Origin of the sequence: Ramlibacter sp., from assembly GCF_041916345.1 — a bacterium.
Lineage (GTDB): Bacteria > Pseudomonadota > Gammaproteobacteria > Burkholderiales > Burkholderiaceae_C > Ramlibacter.
The window spans coordinates 1-16339 of sequence record NZ_JAYRZR010000091.1 but is presented as its reverse complement, the minus strand read 5'-3'; the positions used below and the strand labels follow the sequence as shown (position 1 = coordinate 16339).

13 protein-coding genes, 1 tRNA gene and 1 pseudogene are annotated in these 16339 nt (G+C 70.9%); 13 read left to right on the top strand and 2 right to left on the bottom strand.

Annotated elements, in window-relative coordinates; translation table 11 throughout:
- The 8 genes and pseudogenes from ACE3T5_RS18010 to ACE3T5_RS17975 all read left to right on the top strand — a co-directional run.
- Nucleotides 1-1041: pseudogene (locus tag ACE3T5_RS18010) on the top strand (DNA-directed RNA polymerase subunit beta'); the annotation flags it as partial.
- A gap of 68 nt (nucleotides 1042-1109) precedes the next feature.
- Nucleotides 1110-1676, top strand: coding sequence for a LemA family protein (locus ACE3T5_RS18005; RefSeq protein ID WP_374669485.1), 567 nt, complete (start codon nucleotides 1110-1112; stop codon nucleotides 1674-1676).
- Between the two features lie 20 nt (nucleotides 1677-1696).
- Nucleotides 1697-3043, top strand: a complete 1347-nt coding sequence (gene rsmB, locus ACE3T5_RS18000) for a 16S rRNA (cytosine(967)-C(5))-methyltransferase RsmB (RefSeq protein WP_374669484.1) — start codon at nucleotides 1697-1699, stop codon at nucleotides 3041-3043.
- Between the two features lie 25 nt (nucleotides 3044-3068).
- On the top strand, nucleotides 3069-3635 hold the full coding sequence (locus ACE3T5_RS17995; protein WP_374669483.1) for a DUF4390 domain-containing protein: 567 nt from the start codon (nucleotides 3069-3071) through the stop codon (nucleotides 3633-3635).
- The gene (locus ACE3T5_RS17990) at nucleotides 3632-5893 is read left to right on the top strand and encodes an ATP-binding protein (protein ID WP_374669482.1); all 2262 of its coding nucleotides are present in this window, start codon (nucleotides 3632-3634) and stop codon (nucleotides 5891-5893) included. Before ACE3T5_RS17995 ends, ACE3T5_RS17990 begins: the two co-directional genes overlap by 4 nt.
- A 65-nt stretch (nucleotides 5894-5958) precedes the next feature.
- The gene (locus ACE3T5_RS17985) at nucleotides 5959-6705 is read left to right on the top strand and encodes a response regulator (RefSeq protein ID WP_374669481.1); all 747 of its coding nucleotides are present in this window, start codon (nucleotides 5959-5961) and stop codon (nucleotides 6703-6705) included.
- A 51-nt stretch (nucleotides 6706-6756) separates the two neighbouring features.
- Nucleotides 6757-6832 (top strand) — tRNA-Phe (locus tag ACE3T5_RS17980).
- 218 nt (nucleotides 6833-7050) lie between these two features.
- Nucleotides 7051-7608 (top strand): periplasmic heavy metal sensor, encoded by a 558-nt coding sequence (locus ACE3T5_RS17975; RefSeq protein WP_374669480.1) that lies wholly within the window; start codon nucleotides 7051-7053, stop codon nucleotides 7606-7608.
- Between the two features lie 123 nt (nucleotides 7609-7731).
- Here ACE3T5_RS17975 and ACE3T5_RS17970 read toward each other — a convergent pair whose 3' ends face one another.
- A complete protein-coding gene (locus ACE3T5_RS17970; RefSeq protein ID WP_374669479.1) occupies nucleotides 7732-8394 on the bottom strand; it encodes a DUF1566 domain-containing protein in 663 nt (220 codons plus the stop codon).
- A 212-nt stretch (nucleotides 8395-8606) separates the two neighbouring features.
- Between ACE3T5_RS17970 and ACE3T5_RS17965 the strand changes: the two genes are divergently transcribed.
- The 5 genes from ACE3T5_RS17965 to ACE3T5_RS17945 all read left to right on the top strand — a co-directional run bounded on the left by ACE3T5_RS17965 (nucleotide 8607) and on the right by ACE3T5_RS17945 (nucleotide 15866).
- Entirely contained in the window at nucleotides 8607-9845 is a 1239-nt protein-coding gene (locus tag ACE3T5_RS17965) for an NAD(P)/FAD-dependent oxidoreductase (protein ID WP_374669478.1), read from the top strand.
- Nucleotides 9842-11875, top strand: a complete 2034-nt coding sequence (locus ACE3T5_RS17960; RefSeq protein WP_374669477.1) for a hydantoinase B/oxoprolinase family protein — start codon at nucleotides 9842-9844, stop codon at nucleotides 11873-11875. Before ACE3T5_RS17965 ends, ACE3T5_RS17960 begins: the two co-directional genes overlap by 4 nt.
- A gap of 34 nt (nucleotides 11876-11909) precedes the next feature.
- The gene (locus ACE3T5_RS17955; RefSeq protein ID WP_374669476.1) at nucleotides 11910-12896 is read left to right on the top strand and encodes a Bug family tripartite tricarboxylate transporter substrate binding protein; all 987 of its coding nucleotides are present in this window, start codon (nucleotides 11910-11912) and stop codon (nucleotides 12894-12896) included.
- A complete protein-coding gene (locus ACE3T5_RS17950; RefSeq protein WP_374669475.1) occupies nucleotides 12896-13612 on the top strand; it encodes a haloacid dehalogenase type II in 717 nt (238 codons plus the stop codon). The genes ACE3T5_RS17955 and ACE3T5_RS17950 overlap by 1 nt, the downstream gene beginning before the upstream one ends.
- 154 nt (nucleotides 13613-13766) lie before the next feature.
- Nucleotides 13767-15866 (top strand): cache domain-containing protein, encoded by a 2100-nt coding sequence (locus ACE3T5_RS17945; protein WP_374669474.1) that lies wholly within the window; start codon nucleotides 13767-13769, stop codon nucleotides 15864-15866.
- 15 nt (nucleotides 15867-15881) lie between these two features.
- Here the strand turns inward: ACE3T5_RS17945 and ACE3T5_RS17940 are convergent.
- A partial coding sequence (locus tag ACE3T5_RS17940) for a GspE/PulE family protein (protein WP_374669473.1) occupies nucleotides 15882-16339 on the bottom strand: 458 nt, incomplete at its 5' end.

Genomic DNA, 16339 nt, shown 5'->3' with positions numbered 1-16339 from the left:
ATCGATCCCAAGCGCCGCGGCTCCGCCAAGGTGGTGCGCCCGCAGGTGAAGCTGATCGATGGCGCTGGCAACGAGGTCAAGATCCCCGGCACCGACCACTCGGTGACCATCGCGTTCCAGGTGGGCGCGCTGATCCAGGTGCGCGACGGCCAGGACGTGGGCCCCGGCGAAGTGCTGGCCCGCATCCCGGTGGAAGGCCAGAAGACCCGCGACATCACGGGCGGTCTGCCGCGCGTGGCCGAGCTGTTCGAGGCCCGTTCGCCCAAGGACAAGGGCGTGCTGGCCGAGATGACCGGCACGGTGTCGTTCGGCAAGGAGACCAAGGGCAAGGTGCGCCTGCAGATCACCGACCCGGACGGCAAGGTCTGGGAAGAGCTGGTGCCCAAGGAGAAGAACATCCTGGTGCACGAAGGCCAGGTGGTCAACAAGGGCGAGTCCGTGGTGGACGGCCCGGCCGATCCGCAGGACATCCTGCGCCTGCTGGGCATGGAGGAACTCGCGCGCTATATCGTCGACGAGGTGCAGGACGTCTACCGTCTGCAGGGCGTGAAGATCAACGACAAGCACATCGAGGTGATCGTTCGCCAGATGCTGCGCCGCGTGATCATCGAGAACCCGGGCGAGTCCGACTACATCGCCGGCGAGCAGGTGGAGCGCTCCGAGATCCTGGACACCAACGACCGCCTGCGCGGCGAGGGCAAGATCCCGGCGACCTACAGCAACCTGCTGCTTGGCATCACCAAGGCCTCGCTGTCCACCGACTCGTTCATCTCCGCCGCCTCCTTCCAGGAGACGACGCGCGTGCTGACCGAGGCGGCCATCATGGGCAAGCGCGACGAGCTGCGCGGCCTGAAGGAAAACGTGATCGTGGGCCGTCTCATCCCGGCCGGCACGGGCATGGCCTACCACCAGGCACGCAAGGTCAAGGACCAGATGGACGAGGCCGAGCGCCGCGCCATCGCCGACGCCGAAGCGGCCGAGCTGGCTGCGGCCACCGAGGGCCAGGCCGACGCGGGTGAAGGCGCCGTCGGCGCCGAATAAGCGCGTCCGCCGATACACTGCGAGCGCCATCGCCCGGCCGGGCGATGGCGCTTTTTTCATTCCGGGGGATGCCCCTGTCCACCTCGCTCGTTGCCTGGAGCCTGTTCGCCCTCACGGTCTTCTGGGCCGTGGGTGCCTACAACCGCCTGGTTCGGCTGCGCGCCGAGATCAAGACCGCCTTTGCCGCCTTCGACACCGAGGTCACGCGCCTGCTCGACCTGCTGCGTGGCATGCTGCCACCGGAGGACGCACTGGCGGTCTCGCAGTTCGACGGCGGCAGCGCGATCTGGGCCGGCCTGCAGGGCGCGCTGGCGCAGTGCGATGCCTCGCTGGCCGCCGCCCGCCACCGCCCGCTGGAAGCGGAGCGCATGGGCGCGCTCGGCGCCGCACGCGACGCGCTGGCCACGGCCTGGGCGCGGGTGCAGGCCGAGGATGCGCATGACCTCGCGGGTCCGCGCGTGCCCGAGACCCTGCACCAGCGGCACCAGGCCCTGCTGCACGGCGTGCAGGCGGAAGAGCAGCGCCTCGCCCAGGCCGTTGCGCGCTACAACGCGGCGATCCGCCAGTTCCCCGCGGTGCTGCTGGCCCTGCTGTTCCGCTTCGAGCCGGCCCGCGCACCGGTGATGACGCCGTGAGCGCCGGCCACAATGCGGCCATGGCCGAGACCGCTGTTCCCCTCTGGCGCCAATTGCTGGCCGCCGCTTCGGTGTTGCAGGCCGTGCGTCGCGGCGGGTCGGCCACGCCGGCGCTGGACGCCATCGAAGGCGTGCTGCGGCCCGGCGCGCAGGCACTGGCCTACCACGCCCTGCGCGAGCTGGGCCGCGCCGAGGCGATCCGCCGGCAGCTCGCGCCCCGCAAGCCGCCCGCGGACGTCGATGCCTTGCTGTGCGTGGCGCTGGCACTGGCCTGGGACCCATCGCGCGCGCCCTACGCGCCCTTCACCCTGGTGGACCAGGCGGTGGAGGCCGCCAAGCGCACGCCGGCCATGCGGCCGCGCCACGCCTTCGTCAACGCCTGCCTGCGCCGCTTCCTGCGCGAGCGAGACGCGCTGGTGGCCGCGACCGACCGCGACCCGGTGGCGCAGTGGAACCACCCTGCCTGGTGGATCGAGCGCGTGCGGGCAGACCACCCCGCGCACTGGCAGGCGATCCTGCGGGCAGCGCGCGCGCCGGCGCCGCTCACGCTGCGCGTGAACGCGCGACGCGCCACCGTGGCCGAGGTGCAGGAGGCCCTGGCCCGTGAAGACATCGGGTGTCGTCCCGTCGGCGGCATGGCCTTGCAGCTCGACCACCCGCGTCCGGTGCCGGCCCTGCCTGGCTATGCGCAGGGCCTGTGGTCGGTGCAGGATGCCGGCGCCCAGCTGGCCGCCCCGCTGGTGGCGCAGGCGGTACAGGGTATCGCCCGGCCGCGCCTGCTGGATGCCTGCGCCGCGCCCGGCGGCAAGACCAGCCACCTGCTGGAGCTGTGCGAAGCCGATCTGCTGGCGCTGGATGTCGACCCCGCCCGCTGCCGGCGCATCCACGACAACCTCGCCCGCCTGGGCTTGCAGGCCGAGGTGCGCGCGGCGGATGCCGGGGAGCCAGCCGGCTGGTGGGACGGCCGACCGTTCGACGCCATCCTGCTGGACGCCCCCTGCACCGCCTCGGGCATCGTGCGCCGTCACCCGGACGTGCCCTGGCTGCGCCGTGCCCGTGACGTGGCGCGCCTTGCCGCCCAGCAGGACAGGCTGCTGGCCGCGCTCTGGCCGCTGCTGCGGCCGGGCGGCGCGCTCGTCTATTGCACCTGTTCGGTGTTCCGGGCGGAAGGCGAGGATCGGATGGCAGCGTTTGTTGCGCACAACAGTGACGCCCTGCGCCAGCCCGCGCCCGGCCACTTAATTCCCCAAACGGGGGCGCCCGCCCAGGGGCTCCCGGACAATGGGGGCGGTGACCACGACGGCTTCTTTCACGCGGTGCTGCGCAAGCGGGCGCCGGATTCGCCCCTGGGCGCTCCGGCTGGCTGAGCCTGCGCGCCGCGCGCTTGCGGCCGTGACGCTCTGGGCCGGCCTGGCCCTGCTGGGGGTGCTGCGTGCCCATGCCGCCGAAGTCACGGTGCTGCAGGTGGAGCGCGCGGACGAAGGCATGCTGCTGTCGGCCACCGTCGCCTTCGAACTGCCGTCCGTGGTGGACGACGCGCTGGCCAAGGGCATCCCGATGTTCTTCGTCGCCGAGGCCACCCTCACGCGGGACCGCTGGTGGTGGACGGACAAGAAGGTCGCTACCGCCACGCGCCACATGCGGCTGGCGTTCCAGCCGCTCACGCGACGGTGGCGGCTGCAGGTCTCGCCGCAGCCCATCGGGCAATCCGGCTCGGTGCTGGCGCAGAGCTTCGACACCCGCGAAGAGGCCCTGGCCGCCATCCAGCGCATCAGCCGCTGGCGCATCGCCGACGCGGCCGAGGTGGAGGCCGATGCCGGCCACGGGGTCGAATTCCGTTTCCGGCTGGACGTGTCGCAGCTGCCGCGCCCGTTCCAGATCGGCGCCGTCGGCCAGTCGGAGTGGAACATCAGCGCGGCACGCAGTCTGCGCCTGCCGGCGGGCGAAGGAACGCGGTGAACGCCTCGGATGGCCAGCCGCGCTCCCTGCTGGAAGGGTCCCGCGCGCTGCGCGGCGCCTTTGCCGTCGGCCTGCTGGTGGCCGCGGCACTGGCCATCGTCCTGCTGTTCCTGCTGACCCAGGCCACCGGCAACCGCGAGCTGTACGAGCGCAACTATGGCCGCCTGTTCGTGCTGAACATGGTGGTGGGCGGCGTGCTGCTGGCGGTGATCCTCTGGGTGGCCTGGCGGCTGATCTCGCGCCTGCGCCGCGGGCGCTTCGGCAGCCGCCTGCTCATCAAGCTGGCCGCCATCTTCGCGCTGGTCGGCTTCGTGCCCGGGCTGCTGATCTACGTGGTCTCCTACCAGTTCGTCTCGCGCTCCATCGAGAGCTGGTTCGACGTGAAGGTGGAGGGCGCGCTCGACGCCGGCCTCAGCCTGGGCCGCGCCACCCTGGACACGCTGGCGAGCGATTTCGCCGGCAAAACCCGCGCGGCCGCTGCCCAGCTCGCCGAGACGCCCGATGCTTCGGCCGGCCTGACCCTGGAGCGCCTGCGCGACCAGCTGGGCGCCACCGATCTCGTGTTGTGGAACGCCAGCGGCCAGATGATCGCCAGCGCCGGCCAGTCGCGCTTCCAGCTCACGCCCGAGCGGCCGCCGCCGCAGCAGCTGCGCAATGCGCGCACCCAGCGATCCCTCGCGGTGATCGAGGGGCTGGACGACCCGGGCCTCATGGCGATCAGCAATGCCCGCATCAAGGCCCTGGCCCTGGTGCCGCAGCCCAGCTGGGGCCTGCTGGCCGAGACGCGCTTCCTGCAGGCCACGCAAGGCATCCCGCCCGCGCTGGTGGCCAATGCCATCGCGGTGCAGGAGGCCAACCGCGAGTACCAGGAGCGCGCGCTCGCGCGCCAGGGCCTTCGGCGCATGTACATCGGCACGCTCACGCTCAGCCTGTTCCTGGCTGTGTTCGGCGCCATCCTGCTGGCCGTGGTGCTGGGCAACCAGCTCGCGCGGCCGCTGCTGATGCTGGCCGCCGGCGTGCGCGAGGTGGCCGCGGGTGACCTGTCGCCCAAGCCGGCGCTGCAGGGCAAGGACGAACTGGGCGGCCTGACGCGATCCTTCGCCGACATGACGCACCAGCTGGCCGATGCCCGTGCCGCGGTGGAAAAGAGCATGGAAGAGGTCAACGCCGCCCGCGCGCGCCTGCAGACCATCCTGGACAACCTCACCGCCGGCGTGATCGTGCTGGATGCCGAGGGGCGCATCCAGGACACCAACCCCGGCGCCACCCGCATCCTGCGCGCGCCGCTGGCCGCGCGCGAGGGGCGCAAGCTGGCCGAGATCGAGGGTCTGGAGGCCTTCGGCGCGGCGGTGCAGCAGCGCTTCGACGATTACCTGAACGACCGCAGCCAGAGCAACCTGGGCCACTGGCAGGACTCCTTCGAGCTCACCGCCGGCCCCGCCACCGGCGGCCCGGCCAACAGCGTGACCCTGGTCGCGCGCGGCGCCGAGATGCCCGGCGACGCGCGCCTGCTGGTCTTCGACGACATCTCCGAGATCGTCTCCGCGCAGCGCGCGCAGGCCTGGGGCGAGGTGGCGCGGCGCCTGGCGCACGAGATCAAGAACCCGCTGACGCCGATCCAGCTGTCGGCCGAACGCCTGGAGAAGAAGCTCACCGGCAAGCTGGAGGAGCCCGAGCGCGCGGTGCTCGCGAAATCGGTCCACACCATCGTGGACCAGGTCGACGCCATGAAGCGGCTGGTGAACGAATTCCGCGACTACGCGCGCCTGCCGGCGGCGGAGCTGAAGCCAGTGGACCTGAACGCCCTGGTGCAGGACGTGCTGCATCTCTACGCCCGCGAGGGCGATGCGGCATCGGCCTCGCAGGTGCCGGTGCGCGCCGACCTCGACACGCGATGCCCGCCCGTGCTGGGTGACGCGCAGCAGCTGCGCCAGGTGATCCACAACCTGCTGCAGAACGCACAGGATGCCACCGAGGGCCGGCCTGTGCGCGAGGTGCTGATCCGCACCCAGTGGAGCGAGCCGGCCCACCGAGTGCGCCTCGTGGTGCAGGACAGCGGCATCGGCTTTCCGGAGCACATCCTCAAGCGGGCCTTCGAGCCCTATGTGACCACCAAGCCCAAGGGCACCGGCCTGGGCCTGGCAGTCGTGAAAAAAATCGCGGACGAGCACGGCGCGCGCATCGACCTGAAGAACCGCACCGACAACGGTGTGGTACAGGGCGCACAAGTCTCGTTATCATTCGCAGTTGCAAGTTAGCAACACGCCCTTGCCGCAACCCGCCCCTTCCGAGGCACGCCCTTCCTTTTGCGCATAGAGAGCCGATGGCAAACATTCTGGTGGTCGACGACGAACTGGGCATCCGCGACCTGTTGTCGGAAATCCTCAACGACGAGGGGCACTCGGTCGAGCTGGCCGAGAACGCGGCCCAGGCCCGCGCCGCGCGCCAGCGCCTGCGGCCCGATCTGGTGCTGCTGGACATCTGGATGCCCGACACCGACGGCGTGACGCTGCTGAAGGAGTGGTCCACCACGGGTCTGCTCAGCATGCCGGTCGTCATGATGAGCGGCCACGCCACCATCGAGACGGCGGTGGAGGCCACCAAGATCGGCGCCCACTCCTTCCTGGAGAAGCCGATCACGCTGCAGAAGCTGCTGAAGGCGGTGGAAGCCGGCCTGGCGCGCAATGCCGGCCCGGCACCCGCCGCCGCGGCGGCCCCCGCGCATGGCCTCGTGCACACGCAGATGGTGCGCAAGCCGGGCACGAGCAGCCCCTACAGCCTGCCGCCGGCCGCGGCCGACCTCACGGTGGAGGCCGCCATGACCGGCGGCCAGAGCCTGCCCCCGCCGATGGAGATCGGCCCCCAGGCGCGCCAGCTCTTCGAGCTGGACAAGCCGCTGCGCGACGCCCGCGACGAGTTCGAGAAGTGCTACTTCGAGTTCCACCTCGCCAAGGAAGGCGGCTCCATGACCCGCGTGGCCGAGAAGACCGGCCTTGAGCGCACGCACCTGTACCGCAAGCTCAAGCAGCTGGGCGTGGACCTCTCGCGCGGCAAGCGCAGCGCGGCCTGAACGCCACGCGCGGATGCAGGCCGCGCGAGCCTGCTACAATGCGCGGCTCACGGCCCGGTAGCTCAGTTGGTAGAGCAGCGGATTGAAAATCCGCGTGTCGGTGGTTCGATTCCGCCCCAGGCCACCAGAATCAGGCGCCCAACTGTTCGCAGTTGGGCGTTTTCATTTCCGGGTTCCGCGACACCACGCGGGGTCCAGCGCCGTTCGGCCCGTGCCGCACCCTGGCGGCAAGGCCATCGGTGGTGCAGCGTTCCTGGCCCTGCCCTGAAGCGCAGTGGCTCGGGAACTGCGCCCTCCGACTGTGCTCTGAGAGCAGGTCCCCTCCCCATCAGGCATCCTGTGAACATGCACCGAATCTCGCGCCTCTCCCTCCTGGCGATCAGCCTCGCCGCACTCGCCCCCCTGGCTGGCGCGCAGCAACACGGTGCGCATGGTCAACATGACCCGGCGATGCGGCACGGTCAGCACGCGCCCTACGCCGGTCTGCAGAAGCGCGACATCAAGGCCCTGTCAGAGCAGCAGATCGCCGACCTGCGCGCGGGCCGTGGCATGTCCCTGGCACTGCCGGCGGAACTGAATGGCTATCCCGGACCGGCCCACTCGCTGGAACTGGCCGATCCATTGCGGCTGAGCCCCGAGCAGCGCTCGAAGACCCAGGCGCTGTTCAACAAGATGCAGCAGGAGGCCAAGGCGTTGGGTGAAGAAGTCATCGTTGCCGAGCGTGAACTGGATCGCCTGTTCAAGGACAAGCGCGTCGCCCCAGAGAACCTGGCGTCGGCGACCGCCAAGGCTGCAGCGGCGCAGGGGCGGCTGCGCGAGTCCCACCTGCGGTACCACCTGGCGATGATGGAGGTCCTCACGCCCGACCAGGTCGCCCAGTACAACCGGCTCCGGGGTTACTGATCGGCGAAGTACCGCCCGCATGCAGGGGGCCGCGCACAGGTCGGACCTCTGTTCGCCGACGGCCAGCGAGCCGCATGCGATAGCCAGCCACGTCTGACACCTGGCAAGCCCAGCCGCACGCCCTCACTGCGGCCGCACGCACAGCGCCCGCGCGTTCAGTTGGTACCCGACGGGCGAGACCTGCGTATGCGTGGTGTGCAGGTAGTGGTAGTACGCGTTGCCCGCCTGATTGCGATCGCTGCTCCACATCCAGTAGCCCGACAAGGTGAACAAGCCGGGCACCTTGCACTGGGCGTCGCGGCAGGGCGTTGTCTCGCCGGCGGCACTGGCGGTGAGTCGCTCCAGTTCCGCGCGGGTGGGCAGCCGCCAGTCCTTGCCCAGGCTGGCGCACCACGCGCCGGCCGCGGTCCAGTCGATGTCGGCCCCGTTGTCACTGCGTGTCCAAACGAGGCTCTGGCCTGCGTCGACGACGCCTTGATCCGTTGCGCGCCAGAGGAAGCGAAGGCGCGCGTTCGCCGTCTCGCCGGGCTTGACCTCGACCTGGGTGCGCTCCTGGGTCTTGGGCGCGCTGGTGCACAACAGCTCCACGGTCCCTGGATTCACCTGCAGCGACCGCTTCACGCCGGCCTGCAGCGTACCGCTGGCCTTGCCATTGATCTGGAGCTGGCATGTGGCATCGGAGGTGGCGTCCAGCCGGGCCTGCCCGGCGGGTGAAGCGGCTTGGCAGGGGAAGGCCAGCAAGCACATGCAGGCGGCAGACAAGAGCATCAGGCGCTTCGGGTTCATGGGGCGGGCATCCTTCGTTCTGAGGGCTCCTGCCGAATGCACCGGGCTGAATGCGCGGACAGAAGCGATGCGTTGATTCTGAGCGGATGAGCTCGGGCGAAGTTGATTCCCGTCAACTGCGGAAGTCGGCGGCCGTGACCCCAAGGCCGGCTGGCCACCACCGTTCAAGGGCTGAGCCAGCGGGCGCAGCGGCGCCGCGCTAGACTGGCCCGATGCACATCGTCGTTCTCGGCACGGGCATCGTGGGTGTCTGCAGCGCGGCCTGGCTGCAGCGCGATGGTCACCGCATCACCTTTGTCTCGCCGGTGCCGGCGGGGGAGGCCTGCTCTTTTGGCAATGCCGGCTCGCTGTCGCCCAGCGCCTGCCTGCCGGTGGGCCTGCCGGGCATGTGGAAGCAGGTGCCGGGCTGGCTGCGCGATCCCGATGGACCGCTTCGCATCCACCCGGACTACTTCCTGCGCGTGCTGCCGTGGCTGCTGCGCTTCCTGCGTGCGTCGAGCCGGCCGGAGGTGGAACGCATCGCCACCGGTCTGCGCGGCCTGCTGGCGCCGATCTTCGACAGCTACCAGCCGCTGCTGGATCACGCGCAGGCCACGCACCTCGTGCGCCGAAGCGGCTGCCTCTACGTCTATGCCTCACAGGCTTCCGCCGCGCGCTGGCAGTGGGGCATGAACCTGCGGCGCCGCCTGGGCGTGGACCTGCGTGACGTGGGCGAGGAGGAACTGACCACGCTGGAGCCAGACCTGCGGGGCCGCTTCCGCTTCGGCATCCTCGCGCCCGAGAATGGCTCCACCACCGATCCGTCGGCGCTGGTCAAGGCGCTGCATGCGCGCTGCGTGGCCGATGGCGCGCAGGAGATGGCGGATGCCGCCGTGGGCTTCGAGCAAACGGGGGATCGCGTCACGGCCGTGCGTCTGCTCAGCGGCCAGCGGCTTTCGTGCGATGCGGTCGTCGTGGCGGCCGGCGCGTGGTCCGGCCCGCTGGCGCGCGCATTGGGCACGCCGGTGCCTCTGGAGACGCAGCGCGGCTACCACGTCACCGTGCAGAGCAGCAACCTCGCGCTGCGGCACACCGTGATGGCGCCGGAATACAACCTGATGGTCAACCCGATGGGCATGGGCCTGCGCCTCGCGGGCAGCGTGGAGTTCGCGGGCCTGAAGCGCCAGCCCGACTACCGGCGCGCCGACGTGCTGCTGGCCAAGGGGCGCGAGATGTTCCCGCATCTGGATGCCTCGCGCACAACGCGCTGGATGGGGCATCGCCCCTGTCTGCCCGACAGCCTGCCGGTGATCGGTCGTGCACCGCGCGTCGCCAATGCATGGCTGGCCTTCGGTCATGGTCACGTGGGCATGTGCGGCGGCGCGACCACGGGGCGGGAGGTCGCGCATCTGGTCGCGGGTCGCACGCCGCAGGTGGATCTGCAGCCGTTCAGTCCGTCGCGGTTCCGATGAGCGAGGCGTCTGGTACGCAGAACGTCGCGCTGATCTGCACGCGCGGCTTCGCCGATGTGCTCACGCTCGGTCGCCAGCATCGGGCCGATCCGTATGCGGTGCATGTCGGCCCCTCGCCCTGGCTGGACCGGCTGCCGCCCGCGTGGCGCATCGAGCTGCCGGGCCGCATTGACGCCGCGGGCGTGGAGGTCGAGCCGCTGGATCTGTCTGCGCTGGCCGACCGGCTGCGCGGTCTGCCTGGCAAGCCGGCGGCGGTGGTGATCGCGCTGCTGTTCGCGCCGCGCAATCCCGCCCATGAGCGGGCCGTGCGCGAGGCGGTCGCCCGCCTGCTGCCGGGTGTGCCGGTGCACTGTTCGCATGCACACGATGCGGCCGGCGCCGAGTACGAGCGGACCGTGGCCACGCTGCGTGCGGCGGGCTGCGTGCTGCCGGTGCCCGGCGGATCGCCCGCAGAGCCATCTGGGGGGCAGGGCCTCGACGCACAGGTCGCTGGCATCGCCGACCACATCCAGGCGGTGCTGGTGGATCACGCCGTCTCCTCCGTGGTCCGTGAAGCGATGGATTGCGCGGCCGGGATCTTCCTGCCCGACGGCCGCCTGGTCGCGCAGGCGCGCACCTTGCCGTTGCTGCTGGGCAGCCTCGCGCCCGCTGTGGCGGGCATCCTGGCCGAGTGCCCGGTGGCGCAGATGCAGCCCGGTGAGGGTTTCGCGAGCAACGACCCCTGGCGCGGCGGGACGCACCTGCCGGATGTGATCGTGCTGCGGCCGGTGTTCGCGTACGGTCGCGTGCAGGCGCTGATCGCCTGCATCCTGCATCACCAGGATGTGGGCGGCACCACGCCGGGCTCGCTGCCGCCGGATGCGCGCACGGTGTTCGAGGAGGGGCTTCGGATCCCACCCCTGCGGCTGTACCGGCAAGACCGCGTCGATCCCGCGATCCTGCGCCTGCTGACGGCCAACAGCCGAAGGCCAGAGGAACTGGCCGGCAACCTGCAGGCGCAGTGGGCGGGGCTGCAGGCGGGCGATGCTGCGCTGCAGCGCCTGCTGGACGCCGGCGATGGCTTCCTGCGCAAGTGCGAGGCCGCGATCGCGGCCAGCGAAGCCGCCACGCGGCGCGCACTCGCCGCCGTGCCCGACGGCCGCTGGCACTACCGCGATGCGCTCGACGGCGATGGCCGGGGCGATGCCGCCGTGGAGGTGGCGGTGACCTTGGTCAAGCAGGCCGACACGCTCACCATCGATCTCACCGGTTGCGCCGATCAGGTCGACGGGCCGGCCAATGCGTCACGTGGTGCCGTGGCAGCGGCCGTGAACTACCTCGCGCGCAGGGTTGCGCCCGATGCCGCCAGCAATGCCGGCTGCCTGGCCCCGATCACCGTGCGCACGCGGCCGGGCACCATCGTCGATCCGGCGTGGCCCGCTGCGCTCAATGCCCGCACCAACCTCGTGAAGCTGCTGGCCAACGCGCTGCTGGGCGCATGGGCGCAGGCCGTGCCGGGCCAGGTGCCGGCGCCGAATGCCGGGGTGGCCGTGGTGCTGGTGCTGTCGGGCACCCGCGCGGACGGGCGGGCCTGGCTGTTCACCGAGATCATTGCCTCCGGGGCGGGCGCCGCGCCGTGGGGGCCGGGCGGCAGCGGTGTCTCCACCGACGTGGGCAATGCCCGCAACACGCCGGCCGAGGTGATCGAGGCCCAGGCCCCCGTGCGTGTCGAGCGGGTGCAGGTGCGTGCCGGCTCGGGCGGCGCGGGGCGCCATGCCGGTGGCTGCGGCACGGTCCGCGCCTATCACCTGCTGGAAGGCCAGGGCGCCATCGCCTATCGCGGTGAGCGACACCGCACGCCGGCCCAGGGCGCGGCCGGCGGCGCGCCAGGCCTGTGCGGCAGCGCCCGCATCGAGCGCGCCGACGGCACGGTCGAGCAGCTGCCGGCCAAGGCCCGCGCCATGTGGCGGGCTGGTGACCGCCTGGTGGTCGAGACCGCCGGTGCCGGGGGCTGGGGTCCGCCCGGTGACGCGGGTTCGGAAATTGCGTGAGACTGATCCCCCTTGCTGTCCTGAAGGAAACGCCATGCTGCCTCTTCCGCTCTCCCGCCGCCGCCTGCTGGCCGCGGCGGCCGTCGCCTGTGTCGCGGGCACCGCGCAAGCCCAATCGGGTTTCCCGAGCCGGCCCCTGCGCATCGTCGTGCCATTTCCACCTGGGGGCAGCACCGACCTGCTGGCGCGCCGATTGGGTGAGAAGCTCTCGCCCGCGCTCGGCCAGCCGGTGATCGTCGAGAACAAGCCCGGCGCGGGCGGCACCACCGGTGCGGATTTCGTGGCCAAGTCGGCGCCCGACGGCCACACCCTGCTGATGGGCGTGACCGGCAGCAACGCCATCGCGGCCAGCCTGTTCGCCAAGCTGCCCTATGACCCGCTGAAGGATTTCGCGCCGGTCAGCGTGGTGGTGTCCGCCCCGCTGGTGCTGGCCGTCAACGCGTCCAGCCCGATCCGCAGCACGCGCGATTACCTCGCCGCCGCACGCGCCAAGCCGCTGACCTACGGGACGCCGGGCAACGGCACCTCCATGCACCTCACCGGCGAGATGTTCGACCAGGCGGCTGGCGTGAAGCTCACCCACGTGCCCTACAAGGGCAGTGCCCCGGCCCTGAATGACCTGCTGGGCGGCACGCTCGATTCGATGTTCGGTGATTTCCTGGTGCTGCTGCCGCAGATCAAGGCCGGCAAGGTGACGCCGCTGGCCGTCACCTCCAGCCGACGCCATCCGCTGCTGCCTGAGGTGCCCACCGTGGCCGAGAGCGGTCTGCCCGGTCTGGCGGGGTTCGAGGCCTCCTCGTGGCAAGGCCTGTTCGCGCCGGCCGGCACGCCGCGCGAGGTGGTGGCGCGGCTGAACGCCGAGGTGGTGAAGGCGCTGGAGGCGGCGGACATCCGTGAGTTCTTCGGCAGCCAGGGCTTCATCGTGGGCGGCTCCACGCCCGAGCAGTTCAAGGCCTTCATCGAAGCCGAGGTGCCCAAGTGGGGCCGGGTCGTGAAGGCCGCCAACGTGAAGATCGACTGATGGCCGCCACCTGGGGCGAGGCCGGCGCGGTGGAGGTGCTGGCCTTCGACATCTTCGGCACCGTGGTCGACTGGCACGGCAGCATCGCGCGCGAGATGGCGCAGTTGCACCCGCAAGTGGACGGCGACGCGTTCGCGCGTGCCTGGCGCGCGGGCTACAAGCCGGCCATGGCGCGCGTGATGAGCGGGGAACTGGGCTGGACGCTCATCGACGACCTGCACCGCCTGATCCTCGACGACATCCTCCCCGGCTTCGGGCTCGCGCACCTGGGCGAGGCCGAACGGCAGCATCTCAACCGGGCGTGGCACCGGCTGGATCCCTGGCCGGAGGCGGTGGAGGCGCTGCAGCGCCTGAAGCGCCGCTACCTCCTCACGACGCTGTCCAACGGCAACATCGGCCTGCTCACCCGCATGGCCAAGGGGGCCGGCCTGCCGTGGGACTGCGTGCTCTCGGCCGAGGTGTTCCGCGCCTACAAGCCCGATCCGCGCACCTACCTGGGCGTGGCGCAGGTCTTCGCCGTGCCGCCTGCCAGGGTGATGCTGGTGGCGGCCCACCACGACGACCTGGCGGGTGCCCGGGCCTGCGGCCTGCGCACGGCCTACATCGAGCGGCCGCTGGAGTTCGGCGCCGCGCAGCCCAAGGACGTGAGCCCGCGCCAGGGCAACGACCTGCACGCGCGCGACCTGGCGGCCCTGGCGGACCAACTGGGCTGCTGAGCGGGCGAAGGCCGGCCTTCGGGCTGGCCGGCGTGGCGCTCACGCGGCACTGCGGGGGCCGCAGGGTCGACGTTGGGCGCTCGCGCGACTATGATGCCCCGGGGCGCCGGCCCGGCCGGCTTCGCCGCTGCATGACAACGACAAAGGGACATCCATGAGCAACCGACCGGGCGCCTGGCGCCTGCGGCCCAGCATCGTCAGCCTGTTCCTGGTGATGGTGCTGCCGGTGTTCACCGTGTCCATGTGGATGGGCTACAGCTCGCTGGACCGCATGGCACGCAGCACGGCGGAACAGGCCGTCGAGCGATCCCGCATCGAGACCATCGGCCACACCGAGGCCCTGGTCGACCCCATCGCGTCGCTGGTGCGCGTCACCGCGCGCCTCGCCTCGGACCAGCCGGACTACTTCCGTCGGCCGCAGGCCCTGCCCACCATGCTGGAGGTGCTGGGCCACAGCGCCACCATCAGCAGCGTGTACGTGGGTTTCGCCGACGGCACCTACCGCATGGCCTTGCGCGTGCCGTCCGGCCTCAAGGTCCACGGGCAGGTGCCGCCGGAGCGCACCCTGTTCGCGAACCGCCTGGTCGAGCGCGGTGCCAAGGGCACCCTGGAGACCTACACCTTCCTCGATTCGGCGGGTCAGCCGCTGGGCAACTCCAGCGCCTCGACCACCTATGACCCGCGGGTGCGCCCCTGGTACAAGGACGCGGTGGAGAAGAAGGCGCTGGTCATCTCCAACCCCTACATCTATGCCACCACCGGGCTGCCCGGCGTGACCGTGGCCATGCCCTTCTCCAGCGGCGGCGAGGTCAAGGGCGTGGTCGCCATCGACATCCTGCTGGACAGCCTGTCGAAGTTCCTGAAGAACCGCCAGGTCAGCCCGAACTCGATCTCGCTCATCGTCGACCGCGATGGCCAGGTGGTGGCCGCCTCCGACGCCGCGCAGGTGCTCAAGCGCGACGTCACCGGCGCGCTGTCCCGCAAGCGCATCAACGAGCTCGACAACCCCCTGCCCGCGCTGGCGTTCGGCCAGCGGGGTGCCAAGGCGCAGAACCAGTTCGACTTCGAGCACAACGGGCGCGACTACGTGGCGATCTTCTCGCCCTTCCCGCCCGAGTTCGGCAAGGCCTGGGACGTGGTCATCGTCTCGCCCATCGAGGACTTCCTGGGCGAGGCGTCGGAGAACAACCGCAAGCTGCTGATGGCGGGCCTGGTCGCCATCGCGCTGCAGGTGATGGTGATCTACGCGCTGTCGCTGCGCATCGCGCGGCCGCTGGAACTGCTGGAGCAGCAGGTGCAGGAGGTGCGCAACTTCGAGTCCGGCGGCGGCGAGCCGGTGCGGTCGCGCATCCGCGAGGTCGCGGCGCTGGCGCAATCGGTCACCACGCTGCAGGGCGCCATTGCCGCCTTCTCGGCCTTCGTGCCGCGCGAGCTGGTGCGCCAGCTCATTGGCACCGGCCACAAGCTGGAGCTGGGCGGCCGCAGCCGCTTCCTGACGGTGATGTTCACCGACCTGGAGAACTTCTCTACCTGGACCGAGGTCACCCCCGCGCAAGAACTGCTGGCGCGCGTCTCCACCTACTTCGACATCGTCACCCGCGCCACCATCAAGGAGCAGGGCACGCTGGACAAGTTCATCGGCGACGGCGTCATGGCCTTCTGGGGCGCGCCCGCCCTGCTGGAGGATCACGCCTATCACGCCTGCGTGGCCGCCCTGCGCATCCAGCGCGAGATGGCGCAGATCAATGCCGAGTGGTCCAAGGAAGGCAAGCCCTCGCTGCGGGTGCGCATCGGCATCCACAGCGACGCCGTGCTGGTGGGCAACATGGGCTCACCCGACCGCATGAGCTACACCGTCATGGGCGATGGCGTGAACATCGCGGCGCGCCTGGAAGGCACCAACAAGGAGTTCGGCACCCGCATCTGCATCAGCCACTCGGTGTTCCGCGAGGCGGGTGAGAAGCTGTGGATCCGCCAGATCGGCGTGGTCACGGTCAAGGGCCGTCGCCAGGACCTGCAGGTCTACGAGCTGATGGGTCTCAAGGAAGGCGGCGACCCCGACCTGGTCGCCTCGCCCGAGACGGTCCAGCTGTGCGAGATGACGAACCGCGCCTATGCCTCCTACGAGGACGGTGACATTGCGCAGGCGCGGCAGCGTTTCCAGGCCATCTGCGAAGCCTTCCCGGGCGACAGCCTGGCACTCACCATGCTGCACAAGTGCATGGAGAAGGACGACGAGATCGTCGTGGTCTGAGCGCGCGGCTGGCGCTCAGTCGCGCGTGACGCGCACCAGCTCCTCGCGCGAGGTCACGCCCTCGCGCACCAGCCGCTCGCCGTCGTCGCGCATCAGCGTCATGCCTGCCGCCATGGCCGCCGTGCGCACCTCGGCCTCGGAGGCGCGGTTGTGGATCAGCGCGCGCAGCGCATCGTCGGTGGTCATCAGCTCGAACACGCCGGTGCGGCCCTGGTAGCCCGTCTGGCCGCAGGCCGGGCAGGCCCGTGGCACCCAGGCGCCTTCGTGCGGCACGCGGCACTCGCGGCACAGCTTGCGCACCAGGCGCTGCGCCAGCACCCCGAGCAGTGAAGAGGACAGCAGGAAGGGCTCCACGCCCATGTCGGTGAGGCGGGTGACGGCGCTCACCGCGTCGTTGGTGTGCAGCGTGGCCAGTACCAGGTGGCCGGTGAGCGAGGCCTGGATGGCGATCTGCGCCGTCTCGTAGTCGCGGA